This window comes from Micromonospora sp. NPDC049359 (genome assembly GCF_044466585.1).
In the GTDB taxonomy this organism is placed as follows: Bacteria; Actinomycetota; Actinomycetes; order Mycobacteriales; family Micromonosporaceae; genus Micromonospora.
Map to the genome: position 1 here is coordinate 190,736 of NZ_JBITMW010000008.1, position 24,784 is coordinate 215,519.

At 70.6% G+C, this 24,784-nt stretch carries 23 protein-coding genes; 12 read left to right on the forward strand and 11 right to left on the reverse strand.

The genetic code is table 11. From position 1 onward, the window contains the following. Positions 1-336 precede the first annotated feature (336 nt). A complete protein-coding gene (locus ACIBTX_RS19880) occupies positions 337-1,554 on the reverse strand; it encodes an NADP-dependent isocitrate dehydrogenase (RefSeq protein WP_355050649.1) in 1,218 nt (405 codons plus the stop codon). A gap of 138 nt (positions 1,555-1,692) precedes the next feature. Between ACIBTX_RS19880 and ACIBTX_RS19885 the strand changes: the two genes are divergently transcribed. Continuing rightward, a complete protein-coding gene (locus tag ACIBTX_RS19885; protein ID WP_357126207.1) occupies positions 1,693-2,493 on the forward strand; it encodes an MBL fold metallo-hydrolase in 801 nt (266 codons plus the stop codon). 450 nt (positions 2,494-2,943) lie between these two features. Here the strand turns inward: ACIBTX_RS19885 and ACIBTX_RS19890 are convergent, their stop codons facing one another. The 3 genes from ACIBTX_RS19890 to ACIBTX_RS19900 form a co-directional block, all read right to left on the reverse strand. Then, complete coding sequence (locus tag ACIBTX_RS19890) at positions 2,944-3,894, reverse strand: malate dehydrogenase (RefSeq protein WP_357126210.1); 951 nt, start codon at positions 3,892-3,894, stop codon at positions 2,944-2,946. 152 nt (positions 3,895-4,046) lie between these two features. Beyond that, a complete protein-coding gene (locus ACIBTX_RS19895; RefSeq protein ID WP_357126212.1) occupies positions 4,047-4,907 on the reverse strand; it encodes a bifunctional methylenetetrahydrofolate dehydrogenase/methenyltetrahydrofolate cyclohydrolase in 861 nt (286 codons plus the stop codon). 95 nt (positions 4,908-5,002) lie between these two features. Then, on the reverse strand, positions 5,003-5,167 hold the full coding sequence (locus ACIBTX_RS19900; protein ID WP_357126215.1) for a hypothetical protein: 165 nt from the start codon (positions 5,165-5,167) through the stop codon (positions 5,003-5,005). A 187-nt stretch (positions 5,168-5,354) separates the two neighbouring features. On the opposite strand from ACIBTX_RS19900, the gene ACIBTX_RS19905 reads away from it, so the two are divergent. The 5 genes from ACIBTX_RS19905 to ACIBTX_RS19925 all read left to right on the forward strand — a co-directional run bounded on the left by ACIBTX_RS19905 (position 5,355) and on the right by ACIBTX_RS19925 (position 11,121). Further along, complete coding sequence (locus ACIBTX_RS19905; RefSeq protein WP_357126218.1) at positions 5,355-6,956, forward strand: ABC transporter substrate-binding protein; 1,602 nt, start codon at positions 5,355-5,357, stop codon at positions 6,954-6,956. 197 nt (positions 6,957-7,153) lie between these two features. Continuing rightward, positions 7,154-8,092, forward strand: a complete 939-nt coding sequence (locus ACIBTX_RS19910; protein ID WP_355050654.1) for an ABC transporter permease — start codon at positions 7,154-7,156, stop codon at positions 8,090-8,092. Positions 8,093-8,110: 18 nt separating this feature from the next. Then, complete coding sequence (locus tag ACIBTX_RS19915) at positions 8,111-9,067, forward strand: ABC transporter permease (protein ID WP_357174473.1); 957 nt, start codon at positions 8,111-8,113, stop codon at positions 9,065-9,067. A 7-nt stretch (positions 9,068-9,074) separates the two neighbouring features. Beyond that, positions 9,075-10,103, forward strand: coding sequence for an ABC transporter ATP-binding protein (locus tag ACIBTX_RS19920; protein ID WP_357126224.1), 1,029 nt, complete (start codon positions 9,075-9,077; stop codon positions 10,101-10,103). Continuing rightward, entirely contained in the window at positions 10,087-11,121 is a 1,035-nt protein-coding gene (locus tag ACIBTX_RS19925) for a dipeptide ABC transporter ATP-binding protein (protein ID WP_357126227.1), read from the forward strand. The genes ACIBTX_RS19920 and ACIBTX_RS19925 overlap by 17 nt, the downstream gene beginning before the upstream one ends. Positions 11,122-11,314: 193 nt before the next feature. On the opposite strand, the gene purH is transcribed toward ACIBTX_RS19925, so the two are convergent. Together purH and purN are read right to left on the reverse strand one after the other, a co-directional pair. After that, a complete protein-coding gene (purH, locus tag ACIBTX_RS19930) occupies positions 11,315-12,886 on the reverse strand; it encodes a bifunctional phosphoribosylaminoimidazolecarboxamide formyltransferase/IMP cyclohydrolase (protein WP_357126230.1) in 1,572 nt (523 codons plus the stop codon). Continuing rightward, a complete protein-coding gene (gene purN, locus ACIBTX_RS19935; RefSeq protein WP_355050659.1) occupies positions 12,883-13,503 on the reverse strand; it encodes a phosphoribosylglycinamide formyltransferase in 621 nt (206 codons plus the stop codon). The genes purH and purN overlap by 4 nt, the downstream gene beginning before the upstream one ends. Before the next feature lie 182 nt (positions 13,504-13,685). On the opposite strand from purN, the gene ACIBTX_RS19940 reads away from it, so the two are divergent. Then, on the forward strand, positions 13,686-13,982 hold the full coding sequence (locus tag ACIBTX_RS19940; protein WP_363661426.1) for a CD225/dispanin family protein: 297 nt from the start codon (positions 13,686-13,688) through the stop codon (positions 13,980-13,982). A gap of 26 nt (positions 13,983-14,008) precedes the next feature. After that, positions 14,009-14,575, forward strand: a complete 567-nt coding sequence (locus tag ACIBTX_RS19945; protein WP_357126234.1) for a DUF4190 domain-containing protein — start codon at positions 14,009-14,011, stop codon at positions 14,573-14,575. 144 nt (positions 14,576-14,719) lie between these two features. On the opposite strand, the gene ACIBTX_RS19950 is transcribed toward ACIBTX_RS19945, so the two are convergent. Beyond that, on the reverse strand, positions 14,720-16,015 hold the full coding sequence (locus ACIBTX_RS19950) for a DUF6350 family protein (RefSeq protein ID WP_396832830.1): 1,296 nt from the start codon (positions 16,013-16,015) through the stop codon (positions 14,720-14,722). A gap of 201 nt (positions 16,016-16,216) precedes the next feature. Here ACIBTX_RS19950 and ACIBTX_RS19955 point away from each other — a divergent pair, with 201 nt between their 5' ends. Then, on the forward strand, positions 16,217-16,477 hold the full coding sequence (locus ACIBTX_RS19955; protein ID WP_357174470.1) for a DUF4190 domain-containing protein: 261 nt from the start codon (positions 16,217-16,219) through the stop codon (positions 16,475-16,477). 63 nt (positions 16,478-16,540) lie between these two features. On the opposite strand, the gene sucD is transcribed toward ACIBTX_RS19955, so the two are convergent. The 3 genes from sucD to ACIBTX_RS19970 all read right to left on the reverse strand — a co-directional run bounded on the left by sucD (position 16,541) and on the right by ACIBTX_RS19970 (position 19,431). Next, on the reverse strand, positions 16,541-17,428 hold the full coding sequence (gene sucD, locus ACIBTX_RS19960) for a succinate--CoA ligase subunit alpha (RefSeq protein ID WP_357126243.1): 888 nt from the start codon (positions 17,426-17,428) through the stop codon (positions 16,541-16,543). A gap of 2 nt (positions 17,429-17,430) precedes the next feature. Next, on the reverse strand, positions 17,431-18,609 hold the full coding sequence (gene sucC, locus ACIBTX_RS19965; RefSeq protein WP_357126246.1) for an ADP-forming succinate--CoA ligase subunit beta: 1,179 nt from the start codon (positions 18,607-18,609) through the stop codon (positions 17,431-17,433). Positions 18,610-19,026: 417 nt separating this feature from the next. Next, entirely contained in the window at positions 19,027-19,431 is a 405-nt protein-coding gene (locus ACIBTX_RS19970; RefSeq protein ID WP_357126249.1) for a cobalamin B12-binding domain-containing protein, read from the reverse strand. A 427-nt stretch (positions 19,432-19,858) separates the two neighbouring features. Between ACIBTX_RS19970 and ACIBTX_RS19975 the strand changes: the two genes are divergently transcribed. Further along, positions 19,859-20,566: a M23 family metallopeptidase gene (locus ACIBTX_RS19975; RefSeq protein WP_357126252.1), complete on the forward strand. Its 708-nt coding sequence runs from the start codon at positions 19,859-19,861 to the stop codon at positions 20,564-20,566. A 261-nt stretch (positions 20,567-20,827) separates the two neighbouring features. Beyond that, positions 20,828-21,595 (forward strand): M23 family metallopeptidase, encoded by a 768-nt coding sequence (locus ACIBTX_RS19980; protein ID WP_363661427.1) that lies wholly within the window; start codon positions 20,828-20,830, stop codon positions 21,593-21,595. Between the two features lie 91 nt (positions 21,596-21,686). Here ACIBTX_RS19980 and pcrA read toward each other — a convergent pair whose 3' ends face one another. Beyond that, a complete protein-coding gene (gene pcrA, locus ACIBTX_RS19985; protein ID WP_396832831.1) occupies positions 21,687-24,092 on the reverse strand; it encodes a DNA helicase PcrA in 2,406 nt (801 codons plus the stop codon). Between the two features lie 292 nt (positions 24,093-24,384). Here pcrA and ACIBTX_RS19990 point away from each other — a divergent pair, with 292 nt between their 5' ends. Beyond that, complete coding sequence (locus tag ACIBTX_RS19990; protein ID WP_396832832.1) at positions 24,385-24,774, forward strand: chorismate mutase; 390 nt, start codon at positions 24,385-24,387, stop codon at positions 24,772-24,774. The last annotated feature ends 10 nt before the right edge of the window (positions 24,775-24,784 follow it).

The window sequence follows — 24,784 nt, forward strand, 5'->3', positions numbered from 1 at the left end:
AAGGGCACCTTATTAACGCCTCGTGTATAGGAGGGGGCCCTTCCTAACACCTGCCAGCGCGCCGGCCGCCTGCTGGAGAACAGGGCGCGGGGGGCCCGGGACAGGGCCCCCCGCAGGGAAGGGACGGCTGGCTGTGCGCGACACAGCCGGGAAGGCTGGCAGATCGGCACGCAGACCGCGGTCGACCTCGGTCAACCTTCTGGACGCGACTGGCATCTCGTCCACCCTGGTCAACGAGACGTGCCGGGCCGGGGTGACGCCGCACGCGTGTCACCCGCCGGACACAGCGGAGCCCGCCGGCGGGTGCCGACGGGCTCCGGTGCTGGTGCTGTCGAATCAGGCGGAGAGCCGGCGGGCCAAGTTCTCGTCGAGCGCGTTCATGAACTCGTCGGTGGTCAGCCACGGGGCGTCGCGCGAGATGAGCAGCGCGAGGTCCTTGGTCATCTGGCCGCCTTCGACGGTGTCGATGATGACCTGCTCCAGGGTGTTGGCGAACTCGGTGACCGCCGGGGTGCCGTCCAGCTTGCCCCGGTGGGCCAGGCCCCGGGTCCAGGCGTAGATCGACGCGATCGGGTTGGTCGAGGTCTTCTCGCCCTTCTGGTACTGCCGGTAGTGCCGGGTGACCGTGCCGTGCGCCGCCTCGGCCTCGACGGTACGACCGTCCGGGGAGAGCAGCACCGAGGTCATCAGGCCCAGCGAGCCGAAGCCCTGCGCGACAGTGTCGGACTGCACGTCACCGTCGTAGTTCTTGCAGGCCCACACGTACCCGCCCTCCCACTTGAGCGCGGCGGCGACCATGTCGTCGATGAGCCGGTGCTCGTAGGTCAGTCCGGCGGCGTCGAACTCCGCCTTGAACTCGGACTCGAACACCTCGGCGAAGATGTCCTTGAACCGGCCGTCGTACGCCTTGAGGATGGTGTTCTTGGTCGACATGTAGACCGGGTAGTTGCGGTCCAGGCCGTACCGGAAGGAGGCGCGGGCGAAGTCCCGGATCGACTCGTCGTAGTTGTACATGCCCATGGCGATGCCGCCGCCGGGGAAGTTGGCGACCTCCATCTCCATCGGCGTGCCGCCGTCGGCCGGCGTGTAGGTGATGGTCACCGTGCCCGGGCCGGGGACGACGAAGTCGGTGGCCTTGTACTGGTCACCGTGGGCGTGCCGGCCGATGATGATCGGCTTGGTCCAGCCGGGGACCAGCCGCGGCACGTTGGACATGATGATCGGCTCACGGAAGACGACGCCGCCGAGGATGTTGCGGATGGTGCCGTTGGGCGACCGCCACATCTTCTTCAGGCCGAACTCCTCGACCCGGGCCTCGTCCGGGGTGATGGTGGCGCACTTGACGCCGACGCCGTGCTCCTTGATGGCGTTGGCGGCGTCAATGGTGACCTGGTCGTCGGTCTCGTCGCGGTACTGGATCGACAGGTCGTAGTAGTGCAGGTCGACGTCGAGGTAGGGCAGGATCAGCTGCTCGCGGATCTGCTTCCAGATGATCCGGGTCATCTCGTCGCCGTCGAGCTCCACGACCGGGTTGTTTACCTTGATCTTCGCCATCGGCCGGCGCTCCTCTCGGGGGACACGTGCTCAAGCAGTACGAGCGTACTGCAATTGGGCCGGCAGCCCCCAGCCGGCCTCGGCCGACCGGTGAAACCGGGGCTGCACGGCACAGCAGTTCCCTGACACGATCGCGCGATGCCACTGAGCCGCACTCTCGGGTCTATCACGATCACCGCGCTCACCGACGGAGAGGGCGCGTTCTTCCAGCCCCGCGACGAGGTATTTCCGCACGCCACGGCCGCACACTGGGCGGAGGCCGACCGCCGCGACCCTGGTTCGGTCACCGCAGACGGGCAGTGGTGGCTGCCGTTCCGCAGCTTCGCGATCCGCTCCGGCGACGGACCGGTGACCCTGGTCGACGCCGGAATCGGCCCGACCGACGCGCCCGCCGCGAGCTGGGCGCCGGTGCCCGGCCGGCTACCCGCCGAACTGGCCGCCGCCGGCATCGACCCCACCGACGTCGACACGGTCGTACTGACCCACCTGCACAGCGACCACATCGGCTGGGCGGTCACCGGCACACCCGGCCGGCCGTACTTCCCGAACGCGAGCTACCTGCTGCAGCGCGCCGAGGTGGACGCGGCCCGGACGCTCAACCCGGGCCTGCCGGCCGGCCTGATCGCGCCGTTGCGCGCCGCCGGCCAGCTCCGGGTGGTCGACGGCGAGACAGACCTCACCCCGGGGGTACGACTGCTGTCCACCCCCGGACACACCCCCGGCCACCAGTCGGTGCTCGTGACGGTGGCCGACGAGCGCCTGCTGATCACCGGCGACCTCCTGGTCCACACGGTGCAACTGGTCGACCCCACCCTGGCGTACGCCCACGAGGAAGACCCCGACGAAGCCCGCCGTTCCCGGGAAACCACCCTGACCACGGCAAACCCCACCCTGCTGGCCACCCCCCACCTAACCACCCCCTTCACCCCCCACCCCTAACCCCGCCCAGCCAGCCCCCCGCACCCCGACCCCGCCCGCCCCGCCCCCGCCTGCCCGGCCCACCCGGCCCTCCGGCCCGATCTCCGCCTACCCGGCCGGCGACTGCCCGGCCCACTCTCCGCCTGCCCGGCCCGCCCTCCTACCCGCCCGGCGACTGCCCGGCCCGCCCCCGTCGATCACGAAATCATTGCCTTCCCACTCGGCGTGTCCGGGCAATAACTCCATGATCGACGCGTGGATCGAGGTACGGACCCGGCGGCACCCCCGTGATCAAGAGGTTTGCGTCAGGAATCGGGGTTTTGGTGACGCGAACCTCTTGATCACCGGGTTAGGTGGGCGCAGGCCGGGATGTGGCGCGGGCGGCCGGGTGGGGGTGGCGCGGGGGTGGGAGGGAGTGCGAGAAGGGCGCGCCGGCTTGGCCGGCGCGCCCTTCGTCGTGCTGCTGGTGGATCACATGCTGGAGATGTCGCCCTGCTTCGCGCGGACGGCCTCGGCCGCCTCGAGGAGGCTCGCGCGCTCGTCGGCGTCCAGGTCGGTCTCGACGACCCGACGGACACCCTCGGCGCCGATTTCGGCCTCGACGCCCAGGTAGACGCCGGAGATGCCGTACTCGCCGTCGACCCAGGCGCAGACCGGCATGACGTCGCCGGAGTCCTCGGCCACGGCCTTCGCCATGCGGGCCGCGGCGGCGGACGGGGCGTAGTACGCCGAACCCGTCTTGAGCAGCGCGACGACCTCGGCCCCACCGTTGCGGGTCTTGACGACCAGCTCCTCGATCTGCTCGGCCGGCATCGCGTCGCGCAGCGGCTTGCCGTTGACGGTGCTCTGCGACGGCACCGGCACCATGGTGTCGCCGTGCGAGCCGAGGGTGAGGGTGCGTACGGACGCCACGGGCACGTTCAACGCCTCGGCGACGAAGTTGCTGAACCGCGCGGTGTCGAGCATGCCGGCCTGGCCGAGGACCCGGTTCTTGGGGAACTGGGTGGCGATCTGCGCCAGGGCGGTCATCTCGTCCAGCGGGTTGGAGACGACGATGACAACGGCGCTCGGGGCGTACTTGGCGACGTTCTCGGCGACCTGGCGGACGATCTTGGCGTTGGTCTCCAGGAGGTCCATTCGGCTCATGCCCGGCTTGCGGGGCAGACCGGCGGTGATGACGACGACGTCAGAGCCCTCGATGGCCTCGTAGCCCTCACCGTTCGGGCCGGTGGTCACGCCGACGACCTTGGTCTCGAAGCCCTCGATGGCCCGCGACTGGTTGAGGTCGAGCGCGAGGCCCGCGGGCTTGCCCTCCACGATGTCGGTGATCACTACGGTGTCGAAGACGTCGTACTCGGCCAGGCGCTGTGCGGTGGTGGAGCCGTAGAAACCAGCCCCGACGACAGTGACCTTCTTACCCATGGTCGTCCCACTCCCTGATACCAGTCGGTTTTCCGGACCGTATCAGCCATCCTGGCACCGATCGGGCCAGGGGCGGAGGGTTACCGCCTTGTCGGGTTAGGAAGGGCCCCTTTACATGCACCAGGCGCTAATAAGGTGCCCTTCCTTACACCTCAGCCGCGTTCGGCGCGCTCCACCACGTTGGTCAGCAACATGGCGCGGGTCATCGGGCCGACACCGCCGGGCATCGGGACGAGCGCGCCGGCCGTCTCGGCCACCTCCGGGTCGACATCCCCGGTGTAGCGGCCCTTGCCGTCCGGGCCGATAACCCGCGTGATGCCGACGTCCACGACCACCGCGCCGGGGTTGATCATGTCGGCGGTCAGCAGTCCGGGTACGCCGGCCGCGACGATGACGATGTCGGCGGCGCGGGTGTGCGAGGCGAGGTCGAGGGTGCCGGTGTGGCAGAGGGTCACGGTGGCGTTCTCGCTACGACGGGTGAGCAGCAGGCCGAGCGGGCGGCCGACGGTGTTGCCCCGGCCGACCACGGCCACGGTGGCGCCCCGTAGCGCCACGTCGTGGCGGCGGAGCAGCTCGACGATGCCACGCGGGGTGCAAGGCAGCGGACCGTCGTAGCCGAGGACCAGGCGACCCAGGTTGACCGGGTGCAGGCCGTCGGCGTCCTTGTCCGGGTCGATCAGCTCCAGCACCCGCTGGGTGTCCAGGTGGGCGGGCAGCGGCAGTTGGACGATGTAGCCGTGGCACGCCGGGTCGGCGTTCAGCTCGGCGATTACGTCGTCGACCTGCTGCTGGGTGGCGTCGGCCGGCAGCTCCCGGCGGATCGAGGCGATGCCCACCTCGGCGCAGTCGCGGTGCTTGCCGTTGACGTACGCCTGGCTTCCCGGGTCGGCCCCGACCAGGACCGTGCCCAGCCCGGGGATGATGCCGCGCTCCGCGAGCGCCTTCACCCGTGTCCGCAGCTCGTCCTTGATCTCCGCTGCGGTCGCCTTGCCGTCCAGAACCGTCGCCGTCACGACCAGATCGTCTCATGTCCGGCACCCGCCGTTCCCGGGACCTCGCTCCGGCCGACCGCCGAGGCCCCGATCACACACCCATCGGTAACGAAGAGTCACGTGCCGTTCATCACTATCAGTGACTGCCTGTGGAACTGGTCACCGTCGAAACGGGCGGCGGCGGTGCGCGTGGGCGACACCGGACGACTCGCCACGGAGCGCCGAATCCGTTTCACCAGAGCACGGAAGATCTCCGCTTCACCGGCGAATTCCCAGTTCATGGCCGCCTGTCCGGTCTGGGGTAGCACGCGCTAGGTCCGCACGCAAGCAGGTACGACTGGAACCGTTACCCGCCCGCGACCCAGCCGTTGTCGACAGGCGGTAAGCCGACCTACCGTTACCGCCTGTTGCGCAGCGTAAACCCAGCGTCGGGCATGACTGCGCAGCGTGAGGAGATGAGGAGGCTCAATGCGAGTTCGTAGACTCGCTGCCTGGACCGCCCTCCCGCTCGCGGTGACGCTGGGCCTCGCGGCCTGCGGCAGCGGCGGAGACGGCGGATCCGGTGGCAACGGCAGTTCGGCCGTCAGCATCCAGATCGGCGAGCCGAAGCACCTGGTTCCCACCAACACCACGGAGACGTCCGGCTCTCAGGTCATCGCCGGCCTGTTCAGCCCGCTCGTCGACTATGACGCCCAGAACAAGCCGTACGAGGTGGCTGCCCAGTCGATCACCTCGTCCGACAACAAGGTCTGGACGATCAAGCTCAAGGACGGCTACACCTTCCACAACGGTGAGAAGGTCACGTCCCAGAACTACATCAACGCGTGGAACTACGGCGCGTACGCCCCCAACGGCCAGGACACCAACCCCTTCTTCGAGAAGATCGCTGGTTACGCCGACCTGCAGGGCAAGGAGCCGAAGGCCAAGGAGATGTCCGGCCTGAAGAAGGTCGACGACCTCACCTTCACCGTGACGCTCTCCGACCCGTACATCGACTTCCGCACGACGCTGGGCTACAACGCGTTCTTCCCGATGCCGGACGCCGCGTTCTCGGCGCCGGGCGTGCTCAAGGACTCCTACGAGCAGGCTCCGATCGGGCAGGGCCCCTTCAAGATGAAGGGCACCTGGCAGCACGATAGCAAGATCGAGGTCGAGCGGTACGACGCGTTCCCGGGCGAGAAGCCCAAGGTCAAGAACGTGGAGTTCCGGATCTACCAGCAGCTCACCGCGGCGTACGCGGACGTCCTGGCGGACAACCTGGACGTGCTGCCGACGATCCCGACCGAGAGCCTGAGCACCGCGCCGACCGACCTGGGCGACCGGTACCAGACCAGCCCGATGTCGTCGTTCCAGTTCCTGGCGTTCCCGACGTTCGACAAGGACTACAGCAACCCGGACGTCCGCAAGGCCATCTCGATGGCGATCGACCGTGACGAGATCACCAAGTCGGTCTTCAAGGGCTCGCAGACGTCGGCGCGCTCCTTCGTCTCGCCGGTCCTGCCGGGCTACCGCGAGAACACCACCGGCACGGCGGGCGAGTTCAACCCGACCGAGGCCAAGAAGCTCTACCAGGCCGCCGGCGGTCCCGCGAAGATCGTCATCTCGTACAACGGCGACGGCGGTCACAAGGACTGGGTCGACGCCACGGTCAACCAGCTCAAGGCCAACCTGGGTGTGGACGCGGTCGGCGTGGCCGAGCCGAAGTTCGCCGACCTGCTGACCAAGGTCGAGAAGAAGACGCCGGTGGGTGCCTTCCGGATGGGTTGGGTCATGGACTACCCGACCATGGAGGACTACCTCGGCCCGCTGTACAGCACGAACGGCTCGTCGAACTACTACGGCTACAGCAACAAGGATTTCGACAGGCTGGTCAAGGAGGGTGCCGCCGCCAAGACGCAGGACGAGGCGATCGCCAAGTACCAGCAGGCGGAGGACATCCTGGCCAAGGACATGCCGGTGATCCCGCTGCGCTTCGGCCAGAACGTGTTCGGCTACTCGTCCAAGGTCAAGAACGTGCAGATGGACCTGTTCCAGCGGGTCAACCTCGTCAAGATCGAAGCAGCCAACTGAGCTGAGCAGGGTGCGGGCCACCCGGGCGACGAAGCCCGGGTGGCCCGGTCTGCACCACCGGGGCCGGGCCGCAGCAGCGGACCCGGCGTCGGTGGCGCCGGCTCCCCCGGGCCGGACGGCACGTTCCGGATATTTCGGGTACGACCAGAGATGCCGTCCTGCGACCCTTTCGCACATTTCCGGAGAGACTGCTAAGCATGTTCCGCTACATCCTGCGGCGCCTACTGCAGATGGTCCTCGCCTTCTTCGGGACCACCCTGATCGTCTACGCGCTGACATTCGCCGGGCAGGGCGACCCGATCCAGGCGCTCGCCGGCGAACGGCCGGTGACGCCAGCGCAACGGGCCTACCTGACCGAGAAGTACCACCTCGACGCCACCGGCGTCGGCGGGTTCTTCTACCGCTACTTCGACTACGTCAAGAACCTGCTCCAGGGCAACCTGGGCGAGTCACTCACCGGTCGGAACATCGGTGACATCCTCCAGTCGGCCTGGCCGGTCACCGTGCGGCTCGCGCTCATCGCACTCGCCGTGGCGATCATCTTCGGCGTCACCGCCGGGGTGCTCGCCGGCATCCGCCGGGCCAGCATCTTCGACAACTCGACGCTCGTGCTGACCCTCCTGGTGCTCGGCATCCCGACGATCGTGCTGGCGCCCCTGGCGCAGTACCTGCTGGGCGTCAAGTGGCAGCTCTTCCCGCCCACCGCCGGCTCCGACCCGACCTTCTACGCGCTGCTGCTGCCGGGCATCGTGCTCGGCTCGCTCTCGCTGGCCACCGCCCTGCGACTCACCCGGGCCTCGGTGGCGGAGAACCTGCGCGCGGACTACGTCCGGACCGCTCGGTCCAAGGGCCTGGTCAAGCGGCGCATCGTCGTCGTCCACGTGCTGCGCAACTCACTGATCCCGGTGGTCACCTTCCTCGGTGTGGAACTGGGCAACCTGATGAGCGGCGCGATCATCACCGAGGGCGTCTTCAACATCCCCGGCGTCGGCTTCAACCTCTTCCGCGGCATCCGCACCGAGGACGGCCCCCTGGTGGTGGGCATCGTCAGCGTGCTGGTCGTGGTCTACCTGGTCTCGAACCTGGTGGTGGACGTCCTGTACGCCGTACTCGACCCGAGGATCCGCTATGAGTGAGCGCAGCGAGGTGCCGGCATGAGTGACTTTGAGACTGTCGCGGCCAGCGAGAACCAGGCCGCGCGGCGGGGCCCTTCGGGCGAACCGGGCGCACCCAACCAGGTGGGCGTTCCGCAGAAGCCCCGCAGCCTGGCCGGAGACGCCTGGCGGGACCTGCGCCGCAACCCGATCTTCTGGATCTCGCTGGCACTGGTCACCATCTTCACCCTGATGGCACTGCTCCCCGGGGTGTTCACCACGAACAATCCGAACGACTGCCTGCTCTCCCGACAGCACGCCGGGCCGTCCGGCGGAGCTATCTTCGGGTACGACTTCCAGGGCTGCGACACGTACTCCCGGGCGGTCTACGGCACCCGGGCCTCGCTGCTGGTCGGTGCGCTCGCCACCCTCGGCACCGGGATCATCGCGCTCGTGGTCGGCATGCTCGCCGGTTACTTCGGCCGCTGGGTCGACGCGGTGCTCTCCCGGGTGATCGACGTGGTGCTCGGTATCCCGCTGCTGCTGGCCGCGATCGTGCTGCTCAAGCGGGTGTCCAGCGACAGCCAGTGGGCCCGGATCGGCGCTGTCGTCTTCGTGCTGGCGCTCCTCGGATGGACCACCGCCGCCCGCGTGGTCCGTTCCTCGGTGATCACCGCCAAGGAACAGGACTACGTCGCGGCGGCCCGGATGCTCGGCGCCGGCAACAGCCGGATCATGTGGCGGCACATCCTGCCGAACTCGCTGGCTCCGGCCATCGTGGTGCTGACGATCGCGCTCGGCTCGTTCATCGCCGCCGAGGCGACGCTGTCCTTCCTCGGCATCGGCCTCAAGGCGCCGACCATCTCGTGGGGCCAGGACATCGACACCGGCCGGATCCACATGCGCGAGGCGGCCACCCCGCTCCTCGTTCCGTCGGCCTTCCTCGCGCTCACCGTCCTGGCGTTCATCATGCTCGGCGACGCGATCCGTGACGCCTTCGACCCGAAGCTGCGGTGATTCACTCATGACCGTCGAACCCACGCCCGCCTCCGCCACGCCCGAGGGCGGTCACCTGCTGGAGTTGCGGGACCTGCACGTCGAGTTCCGCACCAACGAGGGTGTGGCCCGGGTGATCAACGGCGTGTCGTACCACCTGGACGCCGGGGAGACCCTCGCCGTGCTCGGTGAGTCCGGCTCCGGCAAGTCGGTCACCGCCCAAGCGATCATGGGCATCCTGGACTCGCCGCCCGCGTTCGTCCGCTCCGGCCAGATCCTCTATCAGGGTCAGGACCTGCTCACCCGCTCCGAGGAGCAGCGTCGGCAGGTACGCGGCAAAGAGATCGCGATGATCTTCCAGGACGCGCTGTCCGCCCTCAACCCGGTGTTCCCCGTCGGCTGGCAGATCGGTGAGACGTTGCGCCAGCGCGCCGGGATGTCCCGGGGTGACGCCCGTCGTCGCGCGATCGAGCTGATGGACCTGGTCAAGATCCCCGGGGCCGCCAAGCGGGTCGGTGACTACCCGCACCAGTTCTCCGGCGGCATGCGGCAGCGCGTCATGATCGCGATGGCGTTGGCGCTGGACCCGAAGGTGCTCATCGCCGACGAGCCGACCACCGCGCTCGACGTCACCGTGCAGGCCCAGATCATGGACCTGCTCGCCGACCTGCGCCGGGACCTCAACATGGCGATGATCCTGATCACCCACGACCTGGGCGTGGTCGCCGGCGTCGCGGACCGGATCGCGGTCATGTACGCGGGCCGGATCGTCGAGCACGCCGACGTCCGCTCGCTCTACAAGGCGCCGGCCCACCCGTACACCAAGGGGTTGTTGGAATCGATCCCCCGCCTGGACGTCCGCGGCCAGGAACTGGCGACGATCAAGGGGTTGCCCCCGAACCTGATGCGCATCCCCTCCGGATGCCCCTTCCACCCCCGGTGCCCGTACGCGCAGCAGGTCTGCGTGGACGTGGTGCCGCACGACCTGGTCCTCGGCGACGGCCGAACCAGCGCTTGCCACTTCGCGCAGGAGGTCCGTGATGACAGCGCCCGCTAGCTCCGCCAAGGTCCGGGGCGAGACGATCCTCTCCGTCGACAACCTGGTGAAGCACTTCCCGATCAGTCAGGGTGTGCTGTTCCAACGGCAGATCGGCGCGGTCAAGGCCGTCGACGGCGTGAGCTTCGAGCTGCGCCGGGGCGAGACGCTGGGCGTGGTCGGCGAGTCCGGGTGCGGCAAGTCCACCCTCGCCCGACTGCTCATGCGGCTGGAGACGCCCACCTCCGGAAGCGCCACCCTGGAGGGCAGGGACCTGTTCAAGGCCTCCGGGTCCGAACTGCGCCGGCTACGCCGGAACATGCAGATGGTCATGCAGGACCCGTACACGTCGTTGAACCCGCGGATGACGGTCGGCGACATCATCGGCGAGCCGTTCGAGATCCACCCGGACGCCGCGCCCAAGGGCAGCAAGGCCAAGCGGGTCCAGGAGCTGCTCGACCTGGTGGGGCTGAACCCGGAGCACATCAACCGGTACCCGCACCAGTTCTCCGGCGGTCAGCGGCAGCGCATCGGCATCGCCCGGGCGCTCGCGCTGCGGCCCGAGGTGATCGTCTGCGACGAGCCCGTCTCGGCGCTGGACGTCTCCATCCAGGCCCAGGTGATCAACCTGCTGGAGCAGCTCCAGGACGAGTTCGGGCTCTCGTACATCTTCATCGCCCACGACCTGTCCGTGGTGCGGCACATCGCCGACCGGGTCGCCGTCATGTACCTCGGGCGGATCGTCGAGATCGGCACCGAGGACGAGATCTACGAGCGGCCGACCCACCCGTACACCCAGGCCCTGCTCTCGGCCGTGCCGGTGCCGGACCCGGAGGTACGCGACCAGCGCAGCATGATCCGGCTGGTCGGCGACGTGCCGAGCCCGGCCGACCCGCCGAGCGGCTGCCACTTCCGGACCCGCTGCTGGAAGGCCCAGGAGATCTGCGCGATCGAGGACCCGCAGACCGTCCCGAGAGCGGCAGACCCCCACCCGTCCGCCTGCCACTTCGCCGAACTCCGCTCCCCCACCACAGCCTGACCCGCCCCCACCCCCACCCCCGCCCGCCCCCGCCCTTCCGCCCGCCCTCGTCGATCATGAAGTTGCGGTGGGCGAACCCTCCGCCGGCGCCCCTTTTGCGGGGCACCACAACTCCATGATCGACGCGGGCAGGGCAGGGCAGGGCGGGGCGGGGCGGGGTGGGGCGGGGCGGGGTGGGGCGGGGTGGGGTGGGTCAGTGGAAGAAGTGGCGGGTCTTCGTCAGGTACATCGTTACGTTGGCCTTCTTCGCCGCTTCGATTACCTCTTCGTCGCGGATGGAGCCGCCGGGCTGGACGATGGCGCGGACGCCCGCGTCGATGAGGATCTGCGGGCCGTCGGCGAACGGGAAGAACGCGTCCGAGGCGGCCACCGAGCCACGGGCCCGGTCGGCGCCGGCGCGGCTGACCGCGAGCTGCGCCGAGTCGACGCGGTTGACCTGACCCATGCCCACCCCGACGGTCGCGCCGTCCTTGGCGAGCAGGATCGCGTTGCTCTTCACCGCGCGGACCGCCCGCCAGGCGAACGCCAGGTCGCGCAGCAGCTCCTCGTCGGCGGGCTCACCGGTCGCCAACTGCCAGCTCGCCGGGTCGTCGCCGGGGGCGTCCACCCGGTCGGCGGCCTGGGTCAACACGCCGCCAGTCACCGACCGCCACTCGACGGCAGCCGGAGTCCACGCGGGCGCGCGCAGCAGCCGGATGTTCTTCTTGCCCTGCAACACCTCGACCGCGCCCTCGTCGAAGCCGGGGGCGACCACCACCTCGGTGAAGATGTCCGCGACCTGCCGGGCCATCTCGACCGAGACCGGCCGGTTGACGGCGATGACACCGCCGAACGCCGACACCGGGTCGCAGGCGTGCGCCCGGCGGTGCGCCTCGGCCACGTCCACGCCCACCGCGATGCCGCACGGGTTGGCGTGCTTGATGATCGCCACGGCCGGCTGGTCGGCGAAGTCGTTCGCGGCCCGCCAGGCGGCGTCCGCGTCCACGTAGTTGTTGTACGACATCTCCTTGCCGTGCAACTGCTCGGCCTGAGCCAGCCCTGCCGGGGCGTCCGGGTCGACGTAGAGAGCGGCCGGCTGGTGCGGGTTCTCGCCGTACCGCAGCACCGTCGACTTGCGCAGCGCCGAACCGGCGAACGCCGGCCAGGTGTCGTCGGCGGGAGCCAGCTCACGGGCACACCACTGGGCGACCGCCACGTCGTACTCGGCGATGTCGGCGAACGCGCGGGCCGCGAGCGCGCGACGCTGGGCCAGCGTGAAGCCGCCCTCGTCGAGCGCGCCGAGCAGCGCCGGGTAGCCGGCCGGGTCGGTGAGCACGGCGACCGAGGCGTGGTTCTTGGCGGCGGCGCGCACCATTGCCGGGCCGCCGATGTCGATCTGCTCCACGCACTCCTCGACGCCGGCCCCGGAGGCGACGGTCGCCTGGAACGGATAGAGGTTGGAGACCAGCAGGTCGAACGCGGCCACCCCCAGCTCGTCGAGCTGGGCCACGTGGGTGTCCTTGCGCAGGTCGGCGAGCAGGCCCGCGTGCACCTTCGGGTGCAGGGTCTTCACCCGGCCGTCGAGCACCTCGGGGAACCCGGTCACCGTCTCCACCGGCGTCACCGGCACCCCGGCGGCGGCGATGGTGCCCGCCGTGCTGCCGGTGGACACGATCTCCACACCGGCCGCGTGCAGGGCCTGGGCCAGCTCGACCAACCCGGTCTTGTCGTAGACGCTGACCAGCGCCCGCCGAATCGGGCGACGCCCGTCCTGAGTGGGACTCACGGAACCGTGACCTTCCTTCCGGTGATGGTCCAGCCTTCGCGGACCAGCCGACCGACCTGCTCGACGAGCTGGCGGCGCTCGGCTTCCTTGATGCGTTCGGTGAGGGTGTCCACGTCGTCGTCGTCCAGCACCGGCACTGCGACCTGCGCCACGATCGGCCCGGTGTCCATGCCGGCGTCGACGAAGAACAGCGTGGCCCCGGTGAGCTTCACGCCGTAGGCGAGAGCGTCGCGCGGGCCGTGGATGCCGGGAAACGCCGGCAGCAGGGTGTTGTGGGTATTCAGGTAGCGGTCGCCGAAGGCGGCGAGGAAGTGCGGGCCGACCAGCTTGAGGAACCCGGCGGAGATGACCAGGTCCGGTTGGTGCTTGGCGACGTGCGCGGTGAGCGCCCGGTCCCAGTCTTCCCGGCTGTCGTGATCCGGGACCCGCTCGACGAACGTCGGCACCCCGGCGGCCTCGGCCCGGTCCAGGCCCGCGATGCCGTCGCGGTCCGCGCCGACCGCCACCACCTGGGCGCCGTACGCGGGATCGACCGCGGCGTCCAGCAGGGCCTGGAGGTTGCTCCCGGAGCCGGAGACGAGGACGACGATGCGGGCGACGGACGCGGGCTCGGTCACCGCAACACCCTATCGGGCAGGTCACGAACGACCTTCGACCGGGCGGCGCGCCGATTCTGTGCCGGTGCGGACGAGCATCGAACCGGTACGCTGCCGGTCGCTCGGGCTGGACACCGCGCCGGCCCGCACCCCTGTCAGTAATCCGGCACGGCGAGCGTGCCGATCGAATGAGGAGCACCCCCATGCACCCCGGCGCCCACCCCCAGCAGCAGCCGCCGATCAACAACAACATGACGATGTCGATCGTCGCCATCTTCCTGTTCTGGCCCCTGGCCATCCCGGCGATCATCAACGCGTCGAAGGTCAACCCGCTGCTGCAGCAGGGTGACTACGCCGGTGCCCAGGCCGCCGCCGCAGAGTCGCGGAAGTGGTCGAAGTGGGCCCTCATCGTGGGCATCGCGTGGCTTGTCATCGTGTTGCTGTGCTGTGCGTTGGGCGGCCTGGGCGCGATCATGAGTGGGAACAGCAGCACCAACTGACGGATCCAACCAAGGAGTTCTCTCGAATGCAGCCCGGTAATCCCGGTCAGGACCCGTACGGCCAGCAGCCGAACGACCCGTACGGCCAGCAGCCGAACGACCCGACCGCACCCCAGCCGCCGCACGACCCGTACGCCCCGCCGCCGGCCGCCCCGTACGGCCAGCAGCCCACCTCGGGCCAGCCGTACGGCCAGCCCGCTCCGGGGCAGCCCTACGGCCAGCCGCCGCAGGACCCGTACGGCGCGCCGCAGGCCCCGTACGGGCAGCAGCCGCAGGCGCCCTACGGCGCTCCGACGTACCCGAACGCCGGGTACCCGCAGGCCCAGGGGCAGAACAACACCCTCGGTCTGGTGTCGATGATCCTCGGCATCGCGTCGATCCCGCTGGTCTGCTGCGTCTTCCTGGGTATCCCGGTGGGCATCGCCGCCGTGGTGACCGGCTACCTCGCCAAGCAGAAGGTCGCCCAGGGCCAGGCCAGCAACGCGGGCCAGGCCAAGGCCGGTCTGATCTGCGGCGCGGTCGGCGTCGGCCTGGGCATCCTGCTGCTCCTGCTGAACGTCATCGGGAGCTTCAGCCTGCCGACCGAGCCCTGATCGGCAACCCTCTCGTCGGGGCGCTCCGGATCTCCTCCGGGGCGCCCCGCGGCGTTCCCACCCTCGATCCCCCACGCGTTGATCATGAAGTTATCGCCCCGCACCTCGGCGTGTCGTGACAACAGCTTCCTGATCAACCGAAGGTCAGGGGGTGGGGCGGGGGGTGCGGGCCAGTACGCGGGTGGCGGCGGCGCCGAGTAGCGCGCCTACCGCGACGACGCCGGCCGCCACGGCGCCGACCTGCCAGGCCACCGGCCCGAGCTGCGCCAGCCGCCCCGATCCGAGTGGTCCAGCGGAGGCCGCGGCGGCGACGCCGAGCAGCACGCCGGCCACCGGGCCGGCCAACGCGGCCGGCGCCAGCAACTCCGCCCACCGTCGCGGGGCGCGCTCCGGCCCGGCGACGCGGGCCAGCCGGCGGGCGAGCAGCCAGCCGGCGACCATCCCGGCCAGCACCGGCACCGCGAGCAGCAGGGCGCCGAGGCCGTCCACCGGGCCGCGCGGCAGGCCGGCGAGCAGGGGTACGGCCGGCAGCGCGCCGACGGACACCTCGCTGGTACGCACCGCCGTGTCGACGCCGACCGCGAAGCCCGGCCCGAGCAGATAGCTCGTCGACCAGACCGCCGCGTTCGGCGCGTACGCCATGCTGACCAGGGTGATCCCGGCCTGCCCGGCCACGCCGGTCCGGTACGCGCCGATCATGTCCGCCGCGTCGCCGCCCCCGGTGGCCACGGCCAGGCCGGCCGCGCCGGCCCCCGCGCCGAGCAGCAGGAGCGCGGCCACCAGGCCGGTGCGGACGCCGTCGCGCAGCGGGCCGGGTATCCGGGCGACGAGCAGCCGGGTCACGGCGGTGATCCGGATCGCGCCGACCAGCGCGCCGAGCGTGCCGACCATCGCGAACGTGGCCGCCGCCCGCACCGGGGACACCTGTGGACCGTGCGCGCCGATCAGCACCGCGGCGAGAGCGCCGAGCAGGGCGTACGCCAGACCGACCGCTCCGGCCGCGATCAGCGCCCGGCGCGGTGAGCGGCTGTCGCGGGCGCCGATCGCGCGACTCACGTGCACGCCGGCCCGGGTGAGTCGCCACAGCGCGAGCACGGTCAGCGCCAGCGGGGCGAGCCCGAACGGGCCCGCCTCGGTGTGCAGCGGAACGCCGTGCCCCACCAGCCAACCGGCCAACGCGGTGCGCAGGGTGCCGCCCAGCGTGGTGGAGTCCGCGCCCAACTGGACCAGGCCGAGCACGATGGCCACCGGCAGGTACGAGGTGAGGGCGGCCCCGCCGGCGGCCACCCCGGCGGCGACGGGCAACGGCGCCCGTCCGCGCGGCGACCCACCGGCGCGGGGCGCGGGCACCCGTCGGCGCGGCGGGGCGCGGTCGACCGGCCGGTCGTCGGCGCGTACGCCGCCGGCACGGCTGGGACGGTCAGGGGTGACGGGGGACATCCGCTCTACTCTGGCACGTCGCGCGGGCTGTGGCAGTCCGTTAACGCGCCCTCAGCGGCGGCGAGTTGGGCGAACCGGGTTCCGGACGGCCCGCGCGGGTCTAGCCTCGGCCCAGAGGGGGGTGGCCGTCGCCGCCATCGGGTCTCATCCGCCGGTCGCGGCCCGGGTCCGCCCGCCGCCCAGGACCGACCGGAGGTAGTCGTGACGACCGCATACCCGCCGCCACCGCCGGCCCGGGGCCGGGACCGCACCACGCTCTGGGGCGTGCTGGGCATCGTCCTCGGCCTGATCTGTTGCGGCATCCTCGGCATCATCTTCGGTTACCTGTCACTGCGGGACGCGCGGCGTAACGGCCAGTCCCCGGTGCTCGGCTACCTCGCCATCGCGTTCGGCGTGATCAACATCATCGGCGGCTCGATCCTGCGTCTCACCGGCAACTACCCGTTCTGGAACAACGACTGAGCCGGCGGTACGACGAAGGGGCCGACCGGTTCCGGTCGACCCCTTCGCTGTTGCCCTGCCGGCTCAGTTGCCGGACATGATCTCCCGCATCAGCTTCGCGGTCTCGGTCGGCGTCTTGCCGACCTTCACCCCGACGGCCTCGAGCGCCGCCTGCTTCGCCTCGGCGGTGCCGGCCGAGCCGGAGATGATCGCGCCGGCGTGGCCCATGGTCTTGCCGGGGGGCGCGGTGAATCCGGCGATGTAGCCCACCACCGGCTTGGTGACGTTGGCCTTGATGAACTCGGCGGCCCGCTCCTCGGCGTCGCCGCCGATCTCACCGATCATCACGATGGCGTCGGTCTCCGGGTCGGCCTCGAACGCCTTGAGGGCGTCGATGTGCGTGGTGCCGATGATCGGGTCGCCACCGATGCCGACGCAGGTGGAGAAGCCGATGTCGCGCAGCTCGTACATCATCTGGTAGGTCAGCGTGCCGCTCTTGCTGACCAGGCCGATCCGGCCGGAGCCGGTGATGTCGGCCGGGATGATGCCGGCGTTGGACGCGCCCGGGGAGGCGATCCCCGGGCAGTTCGGCCCGATGATTCGGGTGCGCTCGCCCTGGGCGAGGTTGTACGCCCAGAACGCGGCGGTGTCGTGCACCGGCACGCCCTCGGTGATCACCACGGCCAGCGGAATCGCGGCGTCGATCGCCTCGACCACGGCGGCCTTGGTGAACTGCGGCGGCACGAAGATGACGGTGACGTCGGCACCGGTCTCGGCCATGGCGTCCGCCACGGACGCGAACACCGGCAGCTCGGTGCCGTCGAAGTCGACCTTCTGGCCCGCCTTGCGCGGGTTGACGCCGCCCACCACGTTGGTGCCGGCGGCGAGCATCCGCCGGGTGTGCTTGGAGCCCTCGGAGCCGGTCATCCCCTGGACGATGACCTTCGATTCCTTGGTCAGCCAGATAGCCATGATCAGACCCCCGCAGCTGCCAGCTCAGCGGCCCGCTCGGCCGCACCGTCCATGGTGTCCACCCGCTGCACGAGCGGGTTGTTCGCGCCGTCCAGGATCGCCCGGCCAGCCTCGGCGTTGTTGCCGTCGAGACGGACGACGAGCGGCTTGGTGACCTTCTCGCCACGCTGCTCGAGCAGGGCCAGCGCCTGGATGATGCCGTTGGCGACCTCGTCGCAGGCGGTGATGCCGCCGAAGACGTTGACGAAGACGCTCTTCACGGCCGGGTCGGAGAGCACGATCTCCAGCCCGTTCGCCATCACCGCGGCGCTCGCGCCACCGCCGATGTCGAGGAAGTTGGCCGGCTTGACGTTGCCGTGCCGCTCACCGGCGTACGCGACCACGTCGAGGGTCGACATGACCAGGCCCGCGCCGTTGCCGATGATGCCGACCTCGCCGTCGAGCTTGACGTAGTTGAGGTCCTTGGCCTTGGCGGCCTGCTCCAACGGGTCCACGCTGGCCTGGTCGACCAGGGCCTCGTGGTCCGGGTGCCGGAACGCGGCGTTCTCGTCCAGGGTGATCTTGGCGTCGAGCAGCAGCAGCCGCCCGTCGCCGTTCTTGGCGAGAGGGTTCACCTCGACCAGGGTGGCGTCCTCGGCGACGAACGCCTGCCACAGGCCGACGGCCACCTCGACGACCTGGTCGGCGACCTCGGCCGGGAAGCCGGCCGCGGTGACGATCTCCCGCGCCTTGGCCTCGTCGACACCGGTGTTGGCGTCGATCGGCGCCTTCACCACGCGGTCCGGGGTCTCGGCGGCGACCTGCTCGATGTCCATACCGCCGGCCACGCTGGCGATGCAGAGGAAGGTGCGGTTCGCCCGGTCGAGCAGGTACGAGAAGTAGTACTCCTCGGCCACGTCCGCCGTCACGGTGATCATGACCTTGTGGACGGTGTGACCCTTGATGTCCATGCCCAGGATGTCGGTGGCCCTGGCCACCGCCTCATCCGGGCCCTCGGCGAGCTTGACGCCACCGGCCTTGCCTCGGCCGCCGACCTTCACCTGCGCCTTGACGACCACTCGACCGCCGAGGCGTTCGGCGATCGCGCGGGCCTCTTCCGGGGTCGTGGCAACGCCGCCGGCCAGCACGGGCAAGCCGTGCCGCTCGAACAGGTCCCGCCCCTGGTACTCGTACAGGTCCACGATTGCGCGTCCCGTCCCGTCTCCGCGGCGCGCCGTCGCGCCGCCACCAGCGTTCAGAAAACAGTTTGACGCCTGTCATCAGTTGAAACAGGCCATTGGCCGCAGCCTAGCGAGGTGGGCACGGCCGGCAACCGAGCGGGTGCGCGGTGTGCCGTAATGCACAGAGGCGGTCGGGACACGACCCGTTCCGACCAGGCCAGGGTCGGTGTCAGCCGTCCGGGCGATGTTGGCAGGGGTGCGTAACCCGGCCGTGGGGTCGTCGTTGAGTCAGGTGTCGGAGCGCTGCACAGCGCGATGACGGGAGACGGCCGATGCCCTGTCGGTCGAGGGGTGGCGGCGGGGCATCGTGCATAGAGGGGCCGGACGTGTGAGGGGTGCGTCCGGCCCCTCCCCCGTGCCCGGATACCGCGCCGCCGCTCAGGAGACCGGCTGCGCCACGTTCTCGCGGACCCACTCGACGATCGCCTGGGTGGTGGCGCCCGGCGTGAAGATCTTCGCGACGCCCAGCTTCTCCAACTCCGGGATGTCGTCGTTCGGGATGATGCCGCCACCGAAGACGACGATGTCCCGCGCGTCGCGCTCGGTGAGCAACTCCAGCACCCGACGGAACAGCGTCATGTGCGCGCCGGAGAGCACGGAGAGTCCGACCGCGTCGGCGTCCTCCTGGATGGCCGTCTCCACGATCTGCTCGGGCGTCTGGTGCAGGCCGGTGTAGACGACCTCCATCCCGGCGTCCCGCAGGGCGCGGGCGACGACCTTCGCGCCGCGGTCGTGGCCGTCCAGACCTGGCTTCGCGACGACGACCCGAATTCGAGAGCTCATCAGCGCACACCTTTCACCGGCTCCACGGCCTTCACCTGAACGAACGGTAACCCGCCCGGCCGGGGCCGGGAAATCCGGGCTGGAAACACGTCCGTCATCCCGGCGACCACGGACGCGCCCGGCGGCAAGCGCCCTCGCCCGGCCGTGGCGTCAAGCCGGACGACTCCGCCGGATCGGTCACGCTCGGCGACGAACGGGTGGTTACGGGGGCACCGTTCGACGGCACGATGCATGACAATCACGGACGCAAACGGACAAGTCGACACGCCAATTCAGCGGTCTGGCTTGTGACTCGCCTGGTGGTTGGCTAACGTGTCCACGGTTGTCATCAGGTCCATGGACGGGTGACGACGCGGTCGGCAGACGTTCATCCGAGCTTCACGGACGTCCACCGGTCGCCTCGGAACCCCGACAACGGAGGGTGTGCGTGCGCCAGCGCCTGTCGTCTGAGCCCGATCGATATCGCGGCCGCCGCCGCGTACCCACCCCCCCGCGTAGCCGTTACGCGGCGGTCGTCACCACCGCGTTCGTCGGCGCGGGCATCGTCGCGCTGGGCGCGTCGGCCCTGCCGGACGCCAAGGACGTCAGCCCGTCGGTGCTCGACGAGCTCAAGCAGGCGTCGGTCACCAGCCAGGACGCCGCAGCCCGCGCGGACAACGCCGAGCGCGCCTCCCGGGACAGCCGCGGCAAGGAAGCGGCCGAGCCCGAGGTCTGGATGCTGCCGCTGCAGGGCTACGACTTCAACTCGCCATACGGGATGCGGTGGGGCAAGCTGCACACCGGTGTCGACCTGGTCGTCCCCGAGGGCACGCCCTACGTGGCCGTCCACGACGGGCTGGTCACCAAGGCCGGCTGGTTCGGCGGCTACGGCTACGCCGTGATCGTGCAGCACGCCGACGGCAGCGAGGCCATCTACGGCCACTCCTCCGCGCTCAGCGTCAAGGAGGGCCAGCAGGTCAAGGCGGGCGACCAGCTCGGCCTGGTGGGCCAGACCGGTCACGCCTACGGCACCCACCTGCACCTCGAACTCCATGTCAAGGGCGCACCGATCGACCCCGTTCCGTACCTGCAGGAGCGCGGAGTGGACATCAAGCTGCAAGTCGAGGCAATCTACAGCGATGTAGCCGCGTCCTGACGCTGGGTACTGACCGTTGACCGCCCGGATCTGTCGATCCGGGCGGTTCTGCGTGCGCTGATGTTCCCTGGGTCACAGCGTCGACTGTGGCCCAGCACACGGGCCGCATGATCACTTATCCGGACGGAACGCCTCAGGACGCCGCATAACGGGCCGTCCCGGCTGCGGCCGGCGGGCCGGGCGTCCGGTCCCGGCCATCGCCCGACTCGGCCCGGCACCAGTATTTCGAGGTCAAGTGCCCCTCGACTGTGAAGGTCCGCCGTGCCGGAAGACAGCCCCGTCCAGAACGAGAACACCCCCGACACCACCGGTGAGCAGCCTCGGCGTGCCCGCCGGCGGAACCGCCTCATCGTGCTCGGCGCGGCCAGCCTGGTCGCCCTCGGCCTGGGCGGGGTCGCCGTCGCCACCACCGGACCCGACCGGCCCGCGCCCACCGCCGTCTCGCTCGACGCGCAGTCCCGGGCCGAGGCCGCCAGCCGGGCCGACCGTTCGGCCCGCGAGGCGAGCCCGCCCGCCTCCCCGTCGGCCAGCCCGACCACGAGCCCCTCGGCCGTCGCCGCCAGCCCGTTGCCCACGAAGACGGCCACCGCCAAGCCGAAGCCGAAGCCGAAGAAGACCACCAAGCCGACGGCCGCCTGGGTCGACCCGATGCCCGGGGCCGCGGTCACCTCCTGCTACGGCGAGCGCTGGGGCACCCTGCACGCCGGGATCGACCTGGCGCTGCCCTCGGGCACCCCCATCCGCGCCGCGGCGGCCGGCACTGTCACCCAGGCCGGCGACGCCGCCGACGGGTACGGGAACTCCGTCTTCATCGACCACGGCAACGGTTACCTGACCCACTACGCCCACCAGAGCCGCATCGCGGTCACCGTCGGCCAGAAGGTCAAAGCCGGCCAGGTGATCGGTTACGAGGGCGCCACCGGCGACGCCACCGGCCCACACCTGCACTTCGAGGTGCACCAGGGCATGTGGAACCAGATCGACCCGGCCCCGTTCATGCGCGCCCGAGGCGTGGACCTGGGCTGCTGACCCCGTACCTGCGCCGATCTTGCACTTTCTGTGGCGACAAAAAGGGCATGAGCCCCGATGTCGACGACCGAAAGTGCAAGATCGGCGCGGGTTAGAGCTTGTCGACCGGGGCGTGGCGCAGGACCAGCCACATGATCTGGTCGCCGAAGTCGATCTGCGCGCGGGCACCCGGGCCGTGGCCCTCGACGGCCAGCACCCGGCCCAGGCCGTAGCGCTGGTGGTTGACCCGGTCGCCGGCCGCCACCTTCGGCCCCTGCGGCAGCTCGCTGGCCGTGGTCAGGCGACTGCCGTCCACGCCGAGCCGCTGGGCGAGCTGAGCCGCCTTGGGCGTACCCCCGGTGAAGGTGCCGCGCCCGCCGGGCGCGCGGTCCGCGCGGCCACCGACGCCGCCGCCCCCGCCAGCCCACGAGGTGTACGACCCCTCGGTGCGCTCCCAGCGCACCAGCTCCGGCGGCAGCTCCTCCAGGAAGCGTGACGGGGGGTTGTAGGACGGCTGCCCCCACGCCGAACGGGTGACCGCACGGGACAGGTAGAGCCGCTGTCGGGCACGGGTGATCCCCACGTACGCCAGTCGGCGCTCCTCCTCCAACTCGCGGGTGTCGCCCAGCGAGCGCAGGTGCGGGAAGACGCCGTCCTCCAGGCCGGTCAGGAAGACCACCGGAAACTCGAGGCCCTTGGCGGTGTGCAACGTCATCAGGGTGACGACGCCCTGGTGGTCGGGGTCGTCGGAGGGGATCTGGTCGGCGTCGGCCACCAGCGCGACCTGCTCCAGGAACCCGGCCAGGGTGGCCCGCTCCCCGTCCTCGCCCAGGGCCTCGATCCGCTCGGTGTACTCCCGGGCGACGCTGACCAACTCCTGGAGGTTGTCCACCCGACCGGCGTCCTGCGGGTCGAGGCTCTCCTCCAGCTCGGTGAGGTAGCCCGAGCGGGTCAGCAGGGCCTCCAGCACCTCCTCCGGGGTGCCGGTCTCGGCCAGCTCCCGTGCGCCGTCGAGCAGCGCCACGAAGTCGGCGATGCCGTTGGCCGCCCGGGTGGAGATGCCGGGCGCCTCACGGGCCCGGCGCAGCGCCGCGCCGAACGAGATCCGGTCGCGGCTGGACAGCGCCTCGACGCACGCCTCCGCACGGTCGCCGATGCCCCGGCGTGGGGTGTTCAGCACCCGCCGCAGGCTCACGGTGTCGTCGTCGTTGACCACCGAGCGCAGGTACGCCAGCGCGTCGCGGACCTCCTTGCGCTCGTAGAAGCGCACCCCGCCGACCACCTTGTACGGCAGGCCGGCGCGGATGAACACCTCCTCGAAGACGCGGGACTGGGCGTTGGTGCGGTAGAAGACGGCGACGTCACCGGGGCGGGTCTCGTCGGCGTCGACGAGTCGGTCGATCTCCCGGCCCACCCAGTCGGCCTCGGAGTGCTCGGTGTCCGCCACGTACCCGACGATCCGCTCGCCGTCGCCGGCCTCGCTCCACAGCCGCTTCGGCTTGCGGGACGTGTTGCGGTCGATCACCGCGTTGGCCGCGTTGAGGATGGTCTGCGTGGAGCGGTAGTTCTGTTCCAGCAGGATCGTCCGCGCGTCGCTGAAGTCCCGCTCGAACTCCAGGATGTTGCGGATCGTCGCGCCCCGGAACGCGTAGATCGACTGGTCGGCGTCACCGACCACGCACAGCTCGGCCGGGTCCAGCCCGTCGGTGCCGGAGACCAGCTCCTTGATCAGGACGTACTGGGCGTGGTTGGTGTCCTGGTATTCGTCGACGAGCACGTGCCGGAACCGCCGCCGATAGCTCTCGGCCACGTGCGGGTGGGACTGGAGCAGGTGCACCGTCGTCATGATCAGGTCGTCGAAGTCCAGCGCGTGCGCCTCGCGCAGCCGGCGCTGGTAGAGCGTGTACGCCTCGGCGAGCGCCCGCTCGTTGGGCCCGCTGGCCCGCGCGGCGAACTGCTCCGGGTCGACCAGCTCGTTCTTGAGGTTGGAGACCTGGGCGGCCAGCCCACGCGCCGGGTAGCGCTTCGGGTCGAGATCCAACTCCCGGGTGACCAACTGCATCAGGCGGCGGGAGTCATCCGCGTCGTAGATCGAGAACGTCGATTTGAGGCCGGCGTGCTCGTGCTCGGCGCGCAGGATGCGGACGCACGCGGAGTGGAACGTCGACACCCACATCAGCCGGGCCCGGGGACCGACCAGCGCGGCGACGCGCTCCTTCATCTCGCCCGCCGCCTTGTTGGTGAACGTGATGGCGATGATCTCGCCGGGGTGGACGTCCCGTGCGGCGAGCAGGTAGGCGATCCGGTGGGTGAGCACCCGGGTCTTGCCGGAACCGGCGCCGGCCACGATCAGCAACGGGGAGCCGGCGTGGCTGACCGCGTCGCGCTGCGGCCCGTTCAACCCGTCGAGCAGTTGCCCCGGATCGAGGCGGGCGGCGGCCGGCCCGGGCCGGTGCGGACGGGCCGGCGCGGACTCCGGCGCGGGCGGGGACGCGGGGATGTCGAAGAGAGGATGCATCGCGCGCCAAGTCTATGCCGCCAGCCGGACACTTCCCGACCGGTGCGGGGCCCGTCCGCCAGCCGGGCCCTGCGTCACGAACCGCGTCGAATCCTTGCGCGCCGGCCATCCGCGTGGGCATACTCGACGGCGTGATCGGAGCGCGCTACTACTTTTACTACGGCACCGGGAGTCCGGCTGCCGTAGGTCGCGCCTGATCGATCAGACCTGCGAAAAGCCCCGGGCTCCTGGAGTCCGGGGCTTTTTCGTCCCGGGTTGCGGGCACGGGGCACCAGAGCGCGAGAGGTACCCGATGATGACAGACGTGGTGGAGCAGAACGGCGGCCCGGCACGGCCGGACCCGGCACAGGCCCCGGTCGACGGGAGCGTGCCGGAGGCGGGCCCTCCGATGGAGTCCGGCGAACCGGCCGACGCGCGGACCGGCACGGTGGAGCCGACCGCCGCCGCGCGGATCGTGCAGATCAGGGAGCGGATCGACGAGATCGACCACGCCTTGATCACGCTCTGGCAGGAGCGGGCCGCGCTGTCGCGGGAGGTCGGCGCGACCCGGATGGCCTCCGGCGGCACCCGGCTGGTGCTCTCCCGGGAACGGGACATCCTGGAACGCTTCCGGCTCGCGCTCGGCGCCGACGGTACGCAACTGGCGCTGTTGCTGCTGCGAGCGGGCCGCGGCCCGCTCTGAGGCGCTCAGC